We start from the raw sequence: 17,867 nt of genomic DNA, 5'->3' as shown, positions 1-17,867 counted from the left end.
TCTCCTTGATAAAGAAAATCGATTTTTATAACATATTTCATATGTTAAGTATATTCTCAAATTTTATCAAATTCAATTTTCAAGGCTTAGTTTTAGCAATCTTTTACCTAACTCTAGCTATAACTACTAGCATACATATTCTTTTACATAAAGACGATATTAAAAGTTCTATAGGTTGGATAGCTCTTGTTTTTTTATCTCCTTTTATAGGCACTATTCTTTATATATTTCTAGGAATAAATAGAGTAAAGCGTAAAAGTTTAAAATTAAAAGGAAGTATTAATTTAACAGAAAGCTACTCTAAAGTATTAATAAATAACATTTTTGAAAACTTGCCAATTAACTATAAACAATTTATAAACTTTAGTCATAAAGTTTATAGCCAAAATTTTGTTTTTGGGAACTTAATAGAACCTTTACAAAATGGCTTTCAAGCATATCCAGAAATGATACTCGCTATAAAAGAAGCAAAAAAAGAGGTATTAATTTCAAGTTATATTTTTGATTATGATTCTGAAACAGAAAAAATTCTAGATGCACTTAAGGTAGCTATCAATAATGGGGCTAAAATAAAGGTCCTGATTGATGGCATAGGTACTTTTAACATATTTGGGAAATCAATAGAAAAAAAGTTAAAAGAAATTAAAGGTTTACAATACGGCATATTTTTACCATTAAAATTTCCATTAACTTTTGCTTTTGTAAATTTAAGAAACCATAAAAAAATTATGATGATAGATGGGGAAACAGCATTTTTTGGAGGTATGAATTTATCAAAAAATAACTGTTTAATAGATGATAAAAAAAATGCAATCATAGATATTACTTTTAAAATCAATGGTCCTGTAATACAACAAATAGCAGAAATTTTTGAAGAAGATTGGGAATTTGTTACAGGGGAAAAATTTAACTCTATAGCAAAATCTATAAAATATAAAAACTCCAAAGGACTAGCAGCTAGAGCTATACCAGGAGGCCCTGATAAACAAAATAATGCAATAGAGCTTATTGCCCTTGGAGCTATAAGTGCAGCAATAAAGAAAATTCTTATTATAACACCTTATTTTCTCCCTGAAAAAAATATTTTAACATCTATTGAAATGGCAGCTATGAGAGGCATAGAAGTAGAAATAATTCTTCCTAAAATACACAATAGTTTTATATCAAAAGCTTCTGAAGCAAACTTTTTAAGCCTAATTAATCGAGGAGTAAAAATTTTTCACACTCATCCTCCTTTTGACCATAGCAAAATTTTTGTGGTAGACAACGAATGGGTTTTTGTAGGTTCTGCTAATTGGGATGTTAGAAGTTTTAAGCTAAATTTTGAGTCTAATATGGAAATTTTCAGTAAAAGCTTAGCAAGAACACTTGAAACTATTGCAAAAGAAAAAAAAGAAAAAGCAACAGTTGTAACAGCAGATTATTGTAAAAATATGTCTACACTAAAAAAATTACGAAATAATATGTACAGACTTTTAACGCCATATGGATAAATCATAAGGAATAATACACAAATTTTTTCATATAATTGTTACTTATATAATTTATCTAAATAACAAAGATTGAAACTATATCTATCATTTGTATTTTTAGTTTCCCTAGAATCTATTTTTAATTTATTGATTTGGTATAACCTATTAATGTAAAATAAGTAGGTGGAAAATTTTTTATCTTCTTTTATTTTTATGTTTATAGCAGAACTTGGCGATAAGACACAATTACTTGCTTTATCATTTGCAACAAGAAGTAAGCCTCTATATATAATTTTAGCAGTAATTATATCTACTCTTTTATCGCATATTTTGGCAGTAGGAACTGGGCATATTTTGGCTATAACTCTGCCTGACTTATATTCACAAATTATAGCATGTATTTTTTTTATCTTTTTTGGTATTTACGAATTATTTAGCGCTTTTACAAAAAATAATACTACCAATAAGGCAACAACATGTTCTTTTTTTTCTATGCTAATTGCTTTTTTTATAGTAGAAATGGGTGATAAATCACAATTTGCAACTATGACATTATCAATGAAATACAAAATGCCTTTTATTGTGTTAATAGGCTCAACTTTAGGTATAGTAATAGCAGATGCTTTAGCTATTTATCTTGGGTCTGTAGTAGGCAAAAAAGTTAACAAAAAAATTGTAAGATTAATATCTTGTGTTATATTTTTAGCATTTGGACTTTCTGGCCTATTTTTAATTCTTAATTAAGGATTTTCTATGAATGAAATAAAAAGATTTGACTATACAGATATTTTAGGGTGGTCTATATCAAGATATGATAAATTCCTAAACTGTAAACGTCAGTACTTTTATGATTATTATGCAAAGTACGATAAAGATGTCCCTATAGAAAAACTTCAGTTTTTAAAAAATTTGACTTCAAAAGCCTTGGAAACTGGCAATATTGTCCACGATATTATAAGGGATATTCTTACAAGATATAAAAAAAGTACAAAACCAATAAACAAAGACAAACTCTTTAAATATGTTTTTGATATGACAGAAAGATATTGTTCCTCAAAAACTTTTTTTGAGCACTACTATAATGGCGAAATAATTTATGTTGACGAAATTTATACAAAAGTAAAAAATACAGTACTGAATCTTTTAAAAAGTCAAAGATTTTCCTGGATTGAAAAAAATGCTATTAAACAACTTGATAAATGGATTATAGAGCCTGATGGATTTGGAGAAACACGAATAAATAACTTTAAAGCTTTTTGCAAAGTAGATTTTTTGTTTCCTGTAGAAGACAAAATTTATATCCTTGACTGGAAAACTGGCAAAGCAGACGAAAAAAAACACTCTAAACAACTATTAGGATATGCCTTGTGGGCAAGTTGTAATTTTGAAACAAAAGCAGAAAATATTGTACCTATAGTAGCTTACCTTTATCCACATTACAACGAAAAAAATGTTAAAGTTTCAGATTTTAAAATGGAAGAACTTGCCTCCAGTGTAGAAAAAGAAACAAAAGACATGTACGAATATTTAACAGATATCGAAAAAAATATACCTAAAGATAAAAAAGAATTTTCCTTAGCTAGAAATATTTTTCACTGTAAATATTGTAGTTATAAGGAAATTTGTCCTGGAAGCCAAGTTAACAATTTTCAAAATTTCAAGTTAATACCGGGGGTTTAGACAAACCTTCTGACTATTTAAAGGATTATAATGGATTTTTTTGCTCAAAATTATAATTATACCCTTTTCCTTTCAGCTTGGTCGTACCTATGTTTTGCTATAGCATTTATCACAGCTTGTAAGACTAAGTTATGGAGACAATTCTATTCCTATCTGATATTTTATTCTGTTTGTATTGCCTTAGTGAAATTTATGAGGGCATTTTCATATGGGAGAGATGAATTTTTATTTATTACAAACTGTTTAAACTATTTTGGATTAAGCTCACTTCTTTTAGGATCACTTACAGCTTATGAAAATTTTAATAATCGCAAATTAAAAAAATATGTATTTTGGCCTTGTGCTATTGTACCTTTACTCATATATTTTATATTAAATCCAAATCATTTCATAATATCTTTGTTTTTCTCTCAATTTATTCCTGCTATATTTATTTTTATCAACTTAACATATAATTGTTATAAAAAGGCAACGGCTTATAAAAATAGAATTCTATTCATATTCATCTTTATTATATATTACACTTGTTCTGTTTTGTTTTTTGAAACTGTACGATTTTTTAATATCAACTCAATATGCTTGCTTGCTATTTCTGAATTGTTATCTACAATAGCAGTAATGTCTATAGCAAATTTAATTTTTAAATATTTCAAAATTTGCAAAGAAAAAAGCATAAAAATATATGACTATATTCCTTTTATCTGGAAACACATCCCCATAGCTACAATAATTTCTCTTATATTTTTGGGAGGGTTCTTTTTTTCTAACTATCTTGAAACAAACTCAAAAAACACAGTAATAACAAACGCAGATACTACTACGTCAAGTATAGCAGAAAGTGTAGCTATAACTTTAGAAAATTTAAATGAAATAAGTGACTCTCTTTCAAAATCCCCTTTTTTAAAGGAAACTCTTGCATTTCCATCTTCAGACAAAATAAAGCCTATAAACAAAATGCTTGATGGATATAAAAATAGCTTTAACGTTAATCTTCTTTTTGCGTTAACTAATAATAATAAAATTTTTTCTTTTTCAGGTTATCCATATCAAAATCCTAGTAAAATTTATAAAGAAAATCCGGAGTTTTTTAAATACTTAAAAAAATCTTCAAAAGAAAAAAATATTAAAAAAAGGATATTTATTTTAGATAAAGAATATTATTTAGCTACTACCATTATAAGCAGACGTTTCGGCAAAGTAGGAACCATTGTAATAAAAGCAAACATTTTCACAATAAAAAATAAATTTAAAACATTTAATAATATTTTTATCGTAACCAAAGAAGGGAAAATACTAATATCAAATCCTATTAAAAATTCTTTTAAAACCTTATGGAGCTTGTCAGAAAATAGCAATAACGCTTCATTATACCCCAGAGAATTACATGATAAAGAGCTAATTACAATAAATAATGAATTTATTTATGTATCTAGGAAATTTATAAATTCTGATATGTGGTCTATAGTGAGATTTACTCCAATAGGAGTAATAAATCAAGCTAAAACTCTTGGATATATTATTACAAGTACTTTAATCATTATTGCATTACTTTTATTTTGGCTTTTAAATCAATCTCAAAAAATCCCTGCGCTTGCATTGCAGCATCAATTTATTTTAAATTCTGCAAAATATGCGATGATATTAGCTACTGATTTAAATGGAAAGGTGACTATTTATTCTCAAGGGACACATGATATAACAGGCTATAGCAAACAGGATTTTTCTAATGACTATTTTAAAAATATATTCTTTGACAAAAACAAAAAACCTATAAACTTTCAAAAAGTTATATCTACCAACTTAAAAACTAATTTAGAGTGGATTTGTCGTAAAAAAAATGGAGAATATATAAATATACTTATGCATATTGTACCCCAATTTTCTCATGAAAATAAGATTATAGGATATATATTTTCTGGCACAGACATATCTAAATTAAAAAAAACAGAGGGCGCTCTAGCACAACAATTACAATTTTTACAAATTCTTATAGACAATATTCCAACAGCTATTTATTATAGAAACCTCAACATGAAACTGCTTGACTGCAATAAAGCGTTTGAGTCTCTCGTAGGATACTCAAAAAAAGATTTAATGAAAATAGCTTCTGAAGAAATGCTTTTTGACAAACAAACAAATGATATCTCAACCAAAACTGATTTAGAAATAGTAAAAAATATGAAGGCACTTTCATACGAATTACCTGTAATAATAAAAAATGAAACAAAAAATCTTATATTTTACAAGTCTGCTTTTAAAACAATTGAAAGGCACTTTAATGGGATAATAACTGTAATACTTGATGTAACAAAAGAACGTTTGATTCAAAAAGAAAGAGATAATTTACAAAATAGTTTAATACAACAGAATAAGTTAGCTTCTCTGGGAGAACTTGCAGGTAGTATTGCTCATGAATTAAACAATCCATTAAGTATTATCTTAGGGTTTGCGCAAGTTTTGCTCAGAGATAAATTTCTAAAAGAAGAAACAAAAAAAGGTTTACAGAATATATACGATGCCACTTTAAGAAGTCAAAACATAATAAAAAATATGCTCGAATTTTCAAGACAAGATTCGTCAAAAATAGTTAAATCAAAGCTAGTAGATATTATAGAAAAAACCTTGCCACTTCTTGAAAAAGATTTAAAAAATGTAAATATTGAAGTAGTTAAAGATTTAAAGGATACTGATATTTTAATTAATATAAAGCCTATGCAATTACAACAAGTTCTCTTAAACATTATATTAAATGCTAAAGATGCTATGCCAAATGGAGGCAAAATTACAATATCTACTGTTTTAAAGAATGGCTTATATATCTTGTCTATTGCAGATACAGGCACTGGCATAGCAAAAGAAAATATTTCAAAAATTTTTGATCCATTTTTTACAACTAAAGAAGTTGGCAAAGGTACAGGACTTGGCTTATCAATATGTTATGGAATAATTCAAAGCATGCGAGGCCAAATTTATGTTGAAAGCGAGCTTGGCAAGGGTACCACTTTTTATGTAAAATTTCCTGTATAGTAATAAAGAAATTTTCAGAACCTCTCATCATAAAACTGCATTAGTTTTTTAGAGAGACCTATATAAATATAGAGGAATTATGAACATACTAGTATCCATTTTATTATTTTTTCTTGGACTAGCGATTGGCAATATATTATTTATAAAAAAATATATTACGCTTTCTAAAGATATTGCTACAAAAAAACAAAAAATAGAAGACTTGACAGAAACTTTAAAAAATCAAGAAAATTTAAACTCTTCTTTAAAAACACATTTTGAAAACATTGCTTCAAAAGTATTGGAAGAAAAAAATGCAAAAATTATAGATCTAAACAAATTATCCTTGGAAACTATAGTCTTGCCATTTAAAATAAAAATTGACGAATTTAAAACCAAAGTAGACTTATTGCAAGTCTATGAAGCAGAAAAAATGTCTAGCTTACAAAAGGAATTAGAAAAATTAGCAACACTAAACAACAAACTTAGTAAAGAAGCTAACAATCTTGCGGATGCATTAAAAGGAGACTCTAAACTACAAGGAATTTGGGGAGAATTAAGTCTTGAACGTATTTTTGAATATGTAGGTATGATAGAGGGAGTAAATTATTTATCTCAAAAACAGTTTAAAGATATTGACAACAAAAAAATACCTGACTACATAGTAAAACTACCAGAAGATAAAAATATTATTATAGACGCAAAAACATCTCTTTTAGCTTATGAAAAATATTATAATACACAAAACGAACTAGATAAAAAAACTTACTTAAAAGAGCATTCAACAAGTATAAAAAAGCATATTGATGAACTTGCTTCAAAAGATTACACATCTTTAACAGATATCAATCAACCAGAATATGTGTTAATGTTTGTACCAATAGAAGGTGCGGTTTCTCTTGCTTTACAGGATAAGCCTGAGCTTGTCTCTTACGCTTTTAAGAAAAATATAGCAATTGTAACTCCTTCTACACTGCTTGCTACATTAAAAACTGTAGAATATATATGGAGACAAGAATATCAGAAGAAAAACGTGATTGAAATTGCTAAGCAAGGAGGAAGTCTCTACGATAAATTTGTAACATTTGCACAAACTTTACTTGATGCAGATAAAAAAATATCTGAAGCAAAAAATAAAATTGAAGAATCCATAAAAAGACTTTCTTTTTCAGATAAAAAAGGCGATAGTCTTATAGATAGAGTACAAAAATTAAAAGAGCTTGGTGCATCAACAAAAAAGGATATGCCACAAGAACTATTAAAATAAAATTTTAAGTACAATAACAGAGAAAATGATAATGTGTAAAAACGAACTTAACACTAAAGCTTTAGAACTAAAAAGAAGAGCTTGAAAATATAAATGAATAAAACAACTAACAACAAAATTATTTTATATCAGGATGAAAACGGAATAACAAACATATCTGTTAGATTTTTTGATGAAGATATTTGGCTTACTCAAAAACAAATTGCTGAAATTTACGATACAACTCAGCAAAATATAAGCCAACATATTGACGGTATTATCAAAGACGGAGAACTTGACGGAAAGTCAACTAACAAGAAATTCTTGTTAGTTCAAACGGAAGGCAAACGGAAAGTCAATAGAGAGATAGAGCATTATAATCTTGATATGATTATAGCTGTAGGCTACCGTGTTCAATCTCAAATAGCGACCAGATTTCGCAAATGGGCGACAATGAGATTGCACGAGTATATTCAAAAAGGGTTTACGCTTGATGATGAAAGATTAAAGCAGGGGGGAAATCGCTATTTTAGGGAATTGCTTCAGCGCATTAGAGATATTCGTGCTTCAGAAAGGAATTTTTATCAGCAAATTACCGATATTTATGCTACATCAATAGATTATGACCCGAGAACAGATTTGACAAAAACTTTTTTTGCCACAGTTCAAAATAAATTACATTTTGCCGTTTGTGAAAATACAGCCGCAGAAATAATTTACAATAGGGTGGGTAACGAAAAACTGTTTGTTGGAATGACAAATTTTAAGGACAAATATATCACAAAAGACGATGTTAAAATTGCAAAGAATTATTTGTCGGAAATGGAACTGAAGCTCTTAAATCTATTAGTATCGCAATTTTTGGATTATGCTGAATTTCAGGCACTTGAACAAAATCCTATGACTATGAAAGATTGGATAAATGCGTTGGATACCCAAATATTAAATCACAAAAAGAAATTATTGCAGAGCGCCGGAAAAGTTTCTCACAGACAAGCCGTTGAAAAAGCAGAAAAAGAATTTGATATATATAGAAAAAATGAAATGAAAAAATTAGAAAGCGACTTTGATCGTGCTATTAAAAAGTTATCAATAAAAATAAAACAAGACAAATAATAATAGATGGGTATCACAATTTATTTAATGTAAAGAGAAGCTTTAGGATGACCAAATCGGATTTAAAGGCAAGACTAATATTTCATCAAACCAGAAGCACATTTAACGGTATGTTTTGCAGCATTGGCAATTAATAAGATACATTCAAGATAGAACAAAGGTAAGCACAAAGAAATGTAGGGTTTTTAATCGGGAGTCCTCATAAGGTTTTCCAGAAATGGATCAAAAAGATTTAGACGGCACATAACGCATAATATTCGGAGATATATTTAATATGACAATGTGTAGAAATGAGCTCAATAATAAAGCTTTAGAACTAAAACAAGCACTTGAAGCTAAAAATATAAATATTTCTTTTGATAACACTTCCTTTAAAGATTACCTTCTAAAGCTTGACATTCATCAAAAAGGTATATTTAAAGGCAAACTATTTTTATACTATAAGCCTACAAAACAAGTTTACTCTTTAAAAAAACAAATATCAAATCCTGCAATAGACTTAGCTATTGATTCTACATGGAATAAACTAAATGGCTTTGAAACTTATGATAGTCAAAGTGGTATCTACGAAGCTTTTGTTGATGGTTCATATACTAACGGAACAACAGGTTATGCATCTATCATTTATTTAGGCGATAATATACAAGTGGAGCTTTCTGGAACTATTGACAATACGGAGTTTAGGCAATTCGGAGGAGAACTTAAGTCTGTAATAGAAACACTAAAATGGTGTAAACAAAATAATATAGACAAAATAAGAATAAATTACGACTATCAGGGAATAGAAAGTTTTGCTACAGGCAAATGGAAAGCAAAAAATGAACTTTCACTAGAATATGTGGATTTTATAAGAAATACTTCAACAGAGATTCAATGGCGACATATAAAAAGTCACACGGGCAATATTAAAAACAATAAGGCTGATATACTTGCAAAAAAAGCAGCAATTTATAAAAAAACAAGTTGCTGACATTTTGTCAGCAACTTGTTTAAATTTATATATAATACAACAACATTAACGTTTTGAGAATTGGAAACGTTTCCTTGCTTTTGGCCTTCCTGGCTTTTTTCGTTCAACCATTCTAGAATCTCTAGTTAAAAGATCTTCTTTTCTAAGAGCAGATTTTGACGACTCATTAAGCTCTAAAATTGCCCTTGCCAAACTATGACTTACAGCACCTGCTTGTCCGCTTACTCCACCACCACAAACATTTATAAAAAAATCATAACTTTTAACACCATCCCAAATAGTCATAGGTTTTAAAGCTAATTTTTTTAATCTATCTAAACCCAAAAAATATTCATCTATCGACTTATTATTAATAATAATTTTCCCATTACCATTTGAAACTTTGACTCTGGCAATTGCATTTTTTCTGCGTCCCGTACTCAAATAAGAAATATTACTCATTTTTTCTCCTCTTTACTTTACAGAAGCTGCCAATTGCGCACTGTGATTATGTTTATCATCTTTAAAAACTTTAAGTCTTGTTATTTGTCTATCAGCAATCTTATTTTTTGGCAACATTCCCTTAACAGCAGCAAGTAAGGCTTTTTGTGGATTTTCTGCCATTAAAACAGAATAAGGCGTAAATTTGGCTCCACCCGGATACCCAGAAAATGTAAAATATGTTTTTTGATCAAGCTTTTTTCCTGTAAGAACTATTTTACTTGCATTTGTAACAACAACAAAGTCTCCACAATCTATATGGTTAGTATAAAAAGCTTTCCCTTTGCCTCTTAAAATAACAGCTACTTCTACAGCAAGTCTTCCTAAAACCTTTCCACTTGCATCTATTAAATGCCACTTTCTTTCAATTGTATCTTGCTTGGGTAAGTAAGTCTTTTTATTCATATATTAAAACCTTGTCCTATAGTTATTTCTTTAAAATACAACACAAAACACATAACATAGCAATAGAATAGCTCTTTTGCTATATGTTACATACTCTCTTTAACATAGTATACTTAGTAGGGGCAACTAAAATTACTACGTTAACATAACAATTTATTTATTATAATATTTTAATAACAAAAAAGCAACAACTTTTATGTTAAAAAATACAAAATAATGTATTAATCTAATAAAATAAATGCTATTTATTTTTACCCACAATCTTAAAAACTTTTGTTGAACAATGAGGGCATAATCCGGAAATAGCTTTCATACCATTTTTCATTACTACATCCTGAGGGTCTTTAACTTCTACTTGTTTTTTACATTTCATACATCTTGCTTCTGCCATAATAGCTCCTCTTTATACGTTATAAAAGCGGGCGATGGGAATCGAACCCACATCTCAAGCTTGGGAAGCTTGGGTTTTACCACTAGACTACGCCCGCAAAGTAAATACTAAATATGCCGTCAGATTTTATACTTTTTTTTAATTCGTGTCAATTTTAAAGAAATAATTTCTAAGGCTTCTTTCACATTTGACACTCTTCCTTCTTCTTGTGCTACTAACACATTTTTTAAAAGTTGACCAATTATTGGGCCTGGCTTTAAAGAAAATTCTTTCATTATTATATTGCCATCAATAATTTTTTCTAAAGGTTTAGCATTCTTTAAATCATAATAGTACTTTACAAGTTCCCTTAAAGATTTTTCTTGAAGACTTAACTCTCCTTTTGAAAAAAATTTTAAACTTTTATATGAATTCCAGTCAGCCATAGAGATAACAATTAAATCTAAAATAGAGTCTCCCATGTCTCTAAAAAGCTTTAAAGCCGCTTTTTTGGTTACTACATTATTCCTTGTCAAAGTTGACAATCTCATATGATGCTTAACTAAAAATGATGAAAATTCTATATCTTTCTTACTAAATTTTAAAATTGACATTATCTCTTTTATCTTTTGAGAGCCCTTTTCTTCATGACCAAAAAAATGCATTTTGCCATTTTGAAAAGATATCGTCTCTGGTTTTGCATTATCGTGAAATAAAGCTGCAAATTTTATTAGACCTTTTCTTGTAACATTTTCCGAAAAAAAAGAATCAGCTTCAAAATGTTTTTGTAAATCAATATAATTTTCAGGAAAGTACATCTTTAAATTATTCAAAATGTTCTCTGCAGATTCAAAAGTTTTAAAAGAATGTTCAAATAGTCCACCTTTATGATAATAGTGCTTTTTTGAAGATTTTTTCATTTTAACACTTTCAGGAAAAACTGTACCGAGAAGGCCCGCTTTATCCATTATTTTTAATACTTTTGATGCATTGTTTGCAGCCATTATTCTTGAAAATTCATTTTTTATTCTTTCTTTCGCTACATCCCTTATAAGTTTTGAATTGCTTTTTATTTGCTTTAAAGAAATTTTTGAAAGTTTAAAACCATGCTCTGCCATAAAACGAAACCCTCTCAACATTCTCAAGGGATCAATCTTAAAAGATTTAGAGGAAACTGTATTTAACGTTTTTGTTTTTAAGTCTTTTAAAGTATTCTTTTTTGGCAAAATTATATGATGCTTAAAATTAGCAAAGTTTTTTACATTAAAAGCTATTGCATTAATTGTAAAATCTCTAGCTTGTAAATCTTCTTTTACTGTATTTGCACGAAACTCAGATATGTCTATATATCTAATTTTGCCATCTTTTAGAATTATTCTGTAAGTTTTTGTCTTTTCGTCTAAAGTTATAAGTTTTGCTTTAAAAGCCTTTGCCAATTTTTTAGAATACTTAAAAGATTCTTTGTTTATAACTAAATCTATATCTTCATTTTGACGTTTTAAAAATAAATCTCTAACAAAACCGCCTACTAAGTAAACCTCGTAGCCGTGCGATAATTCTTTAATTTTTTCTATAAATTTGTTCAATTAAAACCATCACTTTTTTTATTTTGAATCTATAGGATCCGTCTAAACCCCTATAATAATGGTAACAGATTTTTTAGAAAATACACTATTTGCTACATCTATCAAAATTTCTGGTGTAACGCTATCTATTTCTTTTAAATATTTTTCTTTGTAACCAACACCTTTGCCAATAAGTTCAAGCCACCCATAATAAAAAGACTGTTCTCTTACAGTAAGATTGCTTATAGAATATATGCCTTTCATATACCTTTTTGTATCTTCCAATTCTTGGTTAGAAATTTTTACTGTACAAAAATCTTTCAAAATTTCATCAATCTTTTTTAAAGTTAAGTCTATATTTTTTTTATCAAGGCCTATATAAATTGCAAAAAAACTTTCTCTTATTCTTAATGGGTATGTAGCATTTACTTCATATGCAAGACCTAACTTTTCTCTTAATTCAACAAACAATCTACTTGTCATTCTTGAACCAAGGATTACACTTATAACTTCAATCGGGACTCGTCTTTTATCATTTAAAGAGGGCGCAGAAAATCCCATATAGATATAAGCTTGGCTAAATTTGCTTTGTATTTCTTTTATTTTATTTTCCGGATGAGTTAAGATTGAAATAGGTTTTTTGAACTTTAGACCAATTGGTATTATAGCAAAATTTTTTTCTAAAAACTCTTTTACGATATTTTCATCTATATTGCCTGCAACTGAAATTAAAATATTTGAAGCATTATAAGAATATTTATGCCACTGTATTACATCATTTTTGGTAATTTCTAAAATTGTTTCTTTAGAACCTAAAACAGGATTAGAATATGAAACATCTCCATAGAATTCTTTAGTAAAATTATCTAAAGCAGTACTACCTATGCTATCCTTCCTAGAATCAAGATACGCTATTATGTTCTGTTTCTCAAAAATCAACTCTTTTTCATCAAAGCTAGGGTTTAAAATTACATTTGAAAGAACTTCTGTAGCCTTATCAAAATATCTACTAAGACAAGACATACTTATTTCTGCAAGATCATAATCTGTGTACCCTACAAGTTCTGCCCCAATATCTTCTACAACTTTTGCAAGATCTTTTGAAGAATACTTTTTTGTAGAGTGAGTCATAAGTCTTGAAGTAAGATAAGATATACCGGCATTTTGCGAATTTTCTACTATAACAGAAACAGGAGTTAAAACTCTTATGGCAACAACTTCAACTCCATTTGTTTTATTGAAAATAACTTTAATATTATTTTTAAGTGTAAAGCTTTCCATCAACTATCTCCCAGTTTTTTGTTTCTATTTTATTATAAATCCATTATTGTTTATAGGTAACAATGCTACATCACAAAATGTTTTGTTAGAATAAAATTTTTCAAAAAAATGCTTAATATCATCAACCGTTACAGATTCTATTTTGTTTATATAATCGTCTATAAATTCTTTTTTATTCATTAAATACCAATAACCATAAGTTTCTGCCACACCAAAAGGTGTTTCTAAAGAAAAATACCAAGAAGTTTGTTTTGAAAGCTTCGCTCTATTTAATTCTTCAAACGTAACACCATTGGCAATAATGTCTTCTATTTGGTTTTCAATCTCTTCTTTTAGGCCATTAATATTTTTAGCATCAAAAACAGCCGCAATCCATACATTGCACGTGCCCTTATGCGTAGAGAAAGAACAATCTATGTTATACACAAGATGTTTATCTTCATAAAGAGATTTGTATAATCTAGAAGTTTTCCCTCCGCCTAAAATGTTTGTAGCTAAATCCGCAACATAAATACTATCCTCTTTTATATCTTCTACCAAAAATCCGCTATACATATAACCAACTTCTACTTTGCCGTACTCAACTATACTTTTACTAACACGAATATTTTCCAAACAGGCAATTTCTTTTGGCATAAAATGCATGGGGAATTTACCAAAAGTTTCACTTATAAGTTTTTCTACTTTTGTCTTATCAAAATTACCTGCAACAACAACAAACATCTTTGCAGGTATATAATGTGTTCTGTAATAATCGCATATTTCTTCTCGCGAAATATTTGCAATAATATCTGTTGTTCCTAGTATTCTATTTTTTAAGTTGCTTTGTGTATAAAGAGTTTCGTAAAACTTATCACTAAGAACAGCTCCTGGATTGTCAAGATGTCGTTGAATTTCTTCTATAACAACTTTTCTTTCCATATTAATTTCTTCTAAAGGGAAAAGTGGATTTGCCATGGTATCAGCAAGCATCTTTATGCTTTCTTGGACACCATTTCTTTGTATGTTTATATAATACATTGTAAATTCGTTTGCTGTAGCAGCATTTATATAACCACCCATATTTTCAACATTTCTAGACATCAAATCACCCGGATAATTTTTACTGCCTTTAAACATCAAATGCTCCAAAAAATGAGAAAGTCCCGCTTGAGAAGGGTTTTCATCTATAGAGCCTACCTGAACAAAAACAATAATTGACGCACAGAGGCTATTTTCGTTATGCAATAAAAGAGATGTGAGTCCATTTTCGTATTTCACAATTTTTACTCCTCAGGTTATAATTAAATCTATGTATTACTCTAAAAACCCTATAGGTTTTGAATCCAACCATTTCTTAATTTTAATATTTCAAGATAATCAACTGCTTCATTGTACTCTTGCAAAGACAATGAATGTGACAATTCCTTAAACTCATTTGATTTATAAGCTGGATGGTACTGTGACATTAAACTCACATATGTGTTTATAGATAATTCTTCTGATATAAACTTTAGAGCATTCTTAGTGTTATTTATATTTCCAGGCAAAACTAAATGCCTTACAATAATGCCCTTCTTTGCCACTCCATTTTGATCAACAGTTAAATCTCCAACTTGTCTTTTCATCTCTTTTAATGCTATTTGGTTTGCCTGAACATAATTTTTAACTTTAGAGTATTTAAAAGCAATTTCATCGGATGCATATTTTATATCTGGTAAGTATATATCAACTATACCTTCTAAAAGTTGTAAAGTTTCAACATTTTCATAACCACTACAATTATAAACAATTGGGATAACAAGACCTCTTTGTTTAGCAATATATACAGCTTTTGCTATTTGTGCGCTATAGTGACTTGGTGTAACAAAATTTATATTGTGTACACCACGTTTTTGAAGATCTAAGATGCTCCCTACCAAACTATCCAACCTTATTTCTTTGCCATTCCCAAGTTGGCTTATAGGGTAGTTTTGGCAAAAAACACAGTTAAGAGTACAATTAGAAAAAAATATTGTTCCTGACCCATTGCTCGCGCTTATTGGAGATTCTTCCCCGGTATGCACATTAATACTTGCAACAAATATTTTGTTTCCAGTTTTACAAAGTCCTTGTTGCCCTTTATTTCTGTTTACACCGCATTTTCTTGGACATATATTACAGTTGTCCATCATAGAATAGAGTTTATCTATATTTTCTTTAAAATCAACCATGTTTTTTTAATTTAGACATATGCCTTATTCTGACCACATTGCTGGACTAAGACTCCTTAACAGACAATGTGTCAACATCTGTATAAAGCACACTACACTTAATATGGAACTTTATTTTTATTATATTCTCACAAAACCTTTTGAAATGCATCAAGATATCTTTTCTTGGTCAAGCGGTTATTTTACTATCTAAAACTTGTTTTGCCAGTTTGTCACGCACTTGATACAACAACCTCTCACCGCACTTTCAGCGCATCACATACATTTTCTATTCACCAACCAAAATAACATTTTCGTTTTCACAAAAAAACATCCTTTTTTACAAAGCATAGCATTATAGTCTACGATTTGTAAAAATAGAATCTATAAAATGTAAAGCCTATATACAAAAAAGTAAGAGGGAGTAAACTATGTAATTATTGTATATTGCGTTAAGATTTTTTTAGACAGACCCTTATGCGCCTATCCGGACTTGAACCGGAATAATTGGCTCCGGAGGCCAACGCTCTATCCAATTAAGCTATAGGCGCTCTAATTCTCCCTTCTAAACACATCAGTATTTAATGATATTACCCTATCTAAAAAAACTTTCCCATTCAAATGGTCTATTTCATGCTGAATAACTATAGCTTCAAAACCGCTAGTTTTTAGTTCTTGTTTATCCCCATTAATATTTAAATATTCGACTTCAATTTTCTTCTTTCTTACAACATTACCAACAAAATTAGGAACGCTTAAACACCCTTCTCTTGAACTTATTTCACCTGAACAATATTTTATATCGGGATTTATCATTACTAAAAGTCCATTATTTCTATGCTCTTTTAAACTCTGCGCAACATCTACAATAATAATGCGCTGCAATATTCCTACTTGGACAGCAGCTATTCCAACACATCTAGGATGAGCATGCAAAGTTGCTTTGAGATTTTCGATTAAATCTTTTGTCTCTTTAGTAATTTCTTGCACATGAAAAGATGACTGTTTAAGTATTGGGTTTGGGATAGTAATAATGGGGAAAATTTTCATTTATTGACCATCTATATATCTGACGATTCTGCTTGATTTATAGATATTGTAACATTTAGAGACTCTGCTAAATCAAAAAGACCTTGAGAAATTTCTTCTTTTGAAATGTTTGCAGGAAAATCAGACTCTATAACCATAATGTAGGTATTTTTACCCTCATGTTTAGATAAAGTTGTTTGAACATCAGTAATATTTATTTTATTACATGCTAAATACTTAGTTATACTGTATACTATTCCTGTTTTGTCTAAGCCGTAAACAGAAATTATAAAAGGATTTCTCGGCACCTGTTTTTTCGGTCTATAAGAATCAATATCTGTATAAAAAAGAGATATAGGAAATGATTGAGAGTTTTTTTTAAGTTTATTTAAAAGTGTCTTTGTATAAGTATTAGAGTGTAGTCTAATTATTAATATCATGGCAAATTGTCCATGAAGAATAGTCATTGTAGACTCTTCAATATTGCATTTTTCTTTATAAAGAACTTCTGCAATTACACTTACAATACCAAACTTATCTTTCCCTATAGCAGTCAAAGAAATATATTTTGACATTTTTATTCCTTTTTAGAATTTCTTTGAAAACTCTATCATATGTCCTTCTCCTTCGTGCCTCTCCTGCACGTATCGTCATCATTGCTAGTTTCATCAAAATGCGTTTTTTACTTTATTATTTAGGAAATCTAATGTGTACTCTGACTTACCATGTACACACTATCTCTTCTTTCTTTATCGTCAAATACCATGTCTTAAACAACAACCTTTAAGCGATTACGTTCCTACTGACAATTTTCTCATATCTTTTACAAGCCTATTTATTCTTTAATGACATCTGTGTTATACCTATTATACATTTTTTTCTTACTAACAAAAAAACTATACAGTTTTCTCAAAAAATGTAAGTTCATATATGTTACACTGATTTTACAATTAACTTAATATCATTCAAATACGATTTAGGAAACATTTTTAAAAAGTCACTTTTATCCTTAAATTCTTTTATATCATCTAAATATTTGTTAGTTACAAGGATATGTTTATCCTGTATGCCATTTA

The 17,867-nt window shown here is 28.8% G+C and carries 16 protein-coding genes and 2 tRNA genes; 7 read left to right on the top strand and 11 right to left on the bottom strand.

Annotated features, from left to right (window positions below; translation table 11 throughout):
- Nucleotides 1–41 precede the first annotated feature (41 nt).
- From LBD57_RS01710 to LBD57_RS01680, 7 genes are all read left to right on the top strand, one after another.
- Nucleotides 42–1,493, top strand: coding sequence for a phospholipase D-like domain-containing protein (locus tag LBD57_RS01710; protein ID WP_373469617.1), 1,452 nt, complete (start codon nucleotides 42–44; stop codon nucleotides 1,491–1,493).
- A 162-nt stretch (nucleotides 1,494–1,655) separates the two neighbouring features.
- Nucleotides 1,656–2,216, top strand: coding sequence for a TMEM165/GDT1 family protein (locus tag LBD57_RS01705; protein ID WP_373469616.1), 561 nt, complete (start codon nucleotides 1,656–1,658; stop codon nucleotides 2,214–2,216).
- Nucleotides 2,217–2,225: 9 nt separating this feature from the next.
- The gene (locus LBD57_RS01700; RefSeq protein ID WP_373469615.1) at nucleotides 2,226–3,152 is read left to right on the top strand and encodes a PD-(D/E)XK nuclease family protein; all 927 of its coding nucleotides are present in this window, start codon (nucleotides 2,226–2,228) and stop codon (nucleotides 3,150–3,152) included.
- A gap of 192 nt (nucleotides 3,153–3,344) precedes the next feature.
- Nucleotides 3,345–6,179 carry an ATP-binding protein gene (locus tag LBD57_RS01695; protein ID WP_373469614.1) on the top strand — a complete coding sequence of 945 codons (2,835 nt, stop codon included), beginning with the start codon at nucleotides 3,345–3,347 and terminating at the stop codon, nucleotides 6,177–6,179.
- A 79-nt stretch (nucleotides 6,180–6,258) separates the two neighbouring features.
- Nucleotides 6,259–7,425, top strand: coding sequence for a DNA recombination protein RmuC (locus LBD57_RS01690; RefSeq protein ID WP_373469613.1), 1,167 nt, complete (start codon nucleotides 6,259–6,261; stop codon nucleotides 7,423–7,425).
- 93 nt (nucleotides 7,426–7,518) lie between these two features.
- Complete coding sequence (locus LBD57_RS01685) at nucleotides 7,519–8,520, top strand: virulence RhuM family protein (RefSeq protein WP_373469612.1); 1,002 nt, start codon at nucleotides 7,519–7,521, stop codon at nucleotides 8,518–8,520.
- A gap of 274 nt (nucleotides 8,521–8,794) precedes the next feature.
- Entirely contained in the window at nucleotides 8,795–9,490 is a 696-nt protein-coding gene (locus LBD57_RS01680; RefSeq protein WP_373469611.1) for an RNase H family protein, read from the top strand.
- A gap of 45 nt (nucleotides 9,491–9,535) precedes the next feature.
- On the opposite strand, the gene rpsI is transcribed toward LBD57_RS01680, so the two are convergent.
- The 11 genes from rpsI to LBD57_RS01625 all read right to left on the bottom strand — a co-directional run bounded on the left by rpsI (nucleotide 9,536) and on the right by LBD57_RS01625 (nucleotide 17,366).
- Nucleotides 9,536–9,931, bottom strand: coding sequence for a 30S ribosomal protein S9 (rpsI, locus tag LBD57_RS01675; RefSeq protein WP_373469610.1), 396 nt, complete (start codon nucleotides 9,929–9,931; stop codon nucleotides 9,536–9,538).
- A 12-nt stretch (nucleotides 9,932–9,943) separates the two neighbouring features.
- Entirely contained in the window at nucleotides 9,944–10,375 is a 432-nt protein-coding gene (gene rplM / locus LBD57_RS01670) for a 50S ribosomal protein L13 (RefSeq protein WP_373469609.1), read from the bottom strand.
- 241 nt (nucleotides 10,376–10,616) lie between these two features.
- Nucleotides 10,617–10,766 carry a DUF5679 domain-containing protein gene (locus LBD57_RS01665; RefSeq protein ID WP_373469608.1) on the bottom strand — a complete coding sequence of 50 codons (150 nt, stop codon included), beginning with the start codon at nucleotides 10,764–10,766 and terminating at the stop codon, nucleotides 10,617–10,619.
- Between the two features lie 26 nt (nucleotides 10,767–10,792).
- Nucleotides 10,793–10,863: transfer RNA gene (locus tag LBD57_RS01660), tRNA-Gly, on the bottom strand.
- Nucleotides 10,864–10,885: 22 nt separating this feature from the next.
- Complete coding sequence (locus tag LBD57_RS01655; RefSeq protein WP_373469607.1) at nucleotides 10,886–12,331, bottom strand: CCA tRNA nucleotidyltransferase; 1,446 nt, start codon at nucleotides 12,329–12,331, stop codon at nucleotides 10,886–10,888.
- 42 nt (nucleotides 12,332–12,373) lie between these two features.
- Entirely contained in the window at nucleotides 12,374–13,591 is a 1,218-nt protein-coding gene (locus LBD57_RS01650; RefSeq protein WP_373469606.1) for a M16 family metallopeptidase, read from the bottom strand.
- Nucleotides 13,592–13,615: 24 nt separating this feature from the next.
- Nucleotides 13,616–14,851, bottom strand: a complete 1,236-nt coding sequence (locus LBD57_RS01645) for a M16 family metallopeptidase (protein WP_373469605.1) — start codon at nucleotides 14,849–14,851, stop codon at nucleotides 13,616–13,618.
- 50 nt (nucleotides 14,852–14,901) lie between these two features.
- Nucleotides 14,902–15,783: a radical SAM protein gene (locus LBD57_RS01640; protein WP_373469604.1), complete on the bottom strand. Its 882-nt coding sequence runs from the start codon at nucleotides 15,781–15,783 to the stop codon at nucleotides 14,902–14,904.
- A gap of 457 nt (nucleotides 15,784–16,240) precedes the next feature.
- A tRNA-Arg gene (locus tag LBD57_RS01635) sits at nucleotides 16,241–16,313 on the bottom strand.
- 1 nt (nucleotide 16,314) lies between these two features.
- Nucleotides 16,315–16,812 carry a peptide deformylase gene (gene def / locus LBD57_RS01630; protein WP_373469603.1) on the bottom strand — a complete coding sequence of 166 codons (498 nt, stop codon included), beginning with the start codon at nucleotides 16,810–16,812 and terminating at the stop codon, nucleotides 16,315–16,317.
- Nucleotides 16,813–16,823: 11 nt separating this feature from the next.
- Nucleotides 16,824–17,366, bottom strand: a complete 543-nt coding sequence (locus tag LBD57_RS01625; RefSeq protein ID WP_373469602.1) for a glycine cleavage system protein R — start codon at nucleotides 17,364–17,366, stop codon at nucleotides 16,824–16,826.
- Nucleotides 17,367–17,867: the final 501 nt, after the last annotated feature.

It is taken from the genome of Candidatus Endomicrobiellum cubanum (assembly GCF_031278955.1).
GTDB lineage: Bacteria > Elusimicrobiota > Endomicrobiia > Endomicrobiales > Endomicrobiaceae > Endomicrobiellum > Endomicrobiellum cubanum.
The sequence above is the reverse complement of the archived record's forward strand: the minus strand, read 5'-3'. Positions and strand labels throughout refer to the sequence as shown.

Coding starts and splice junctions, on each gene's coding strand:
- LBD57_RS01710 (WP_373469617.1), top strand. CDS start 42: ATGTTAAGTATATTCTCAAATTTTATCAAATTCAATTTTCAAGGCTTA.
- LBD57_RS01700 (WP_373469615.1), top strand. CDS start 2,226: ATGAATGAAATAAAAAGATTTGACTATACAGATATTTTAGGGTGGTCT.
- LBD57_RS01695 (WP_373469614.1), top strand. CDS start 3,345: ATGAGGGCATTTTCATATGGGAGAGATGAATTTTTATTTATTACAAAC.
- LBD57_RS01690 (WP_373469613.1), top strand. CDS start 6,259: ATGAACATACTAGTATCCATTTTATTATTTTTTCTTGGACTAGCGATT.
- LBD57_RS01685 (WP_373469612.1), top strand. CDS start 7,519: ATGAATAAAACAACTAACAACAAAATTATTTTATATCAGGATGAAAAC.
- LBD57_RS01680 (WP_373469611.1), top strand. CDS start 8,795: ATGACAATGTGTAGAAATGAGCTCAATAATAAAGCTTTAGAACTAAAA.
- rpsI (WP_373469610.1), bottom strand. CDS start 9,931: ATGAGTAATATTTCTTATTTGAGTACGGGACGCAGAAAAAATGCAATT.
- rplM (WP_373469609.1), bottom strand. CDS start 10,375: ATGAATAAAAAGACTTACTTACCCAAGCAAGATACAATTGAAAGAAAG.
- LBD57_RS01665 (WP_373469608.1), bottom strand. CDS start 10,766: ATGGCAGAAGCAAGATGTATGAAATGTAAAAAACAAGTAGAAGTTAAA.
- LBD57_RS01650 (WP_373469606.1), bottom strand. CDS start 13,591: ATGGAAAGCTTTACACTTAAAAATAATATTAAAGTTATTTTCAATAAA.
- LBD57_RS01640 (WP_373469604.1), bottom strand. CDS start 15,783: ATGGTTGATTTTAAAGAAAATATAGATAAACTCTATTCTATGATGGAC.
- def (WP_373469603.1), bottom strand. CDS start 16,812: ATGAAAATTTTCCCCATTATTACTATCCCAAACCCAATACTTAAACAG.
- LBD57_RS01625 (WP_373469602.1), bottom strand. CDS start 17,366: ATGTCAAAATATATTTCTTTGACTGCTATAGGGAAAGATAAGTTTGGT.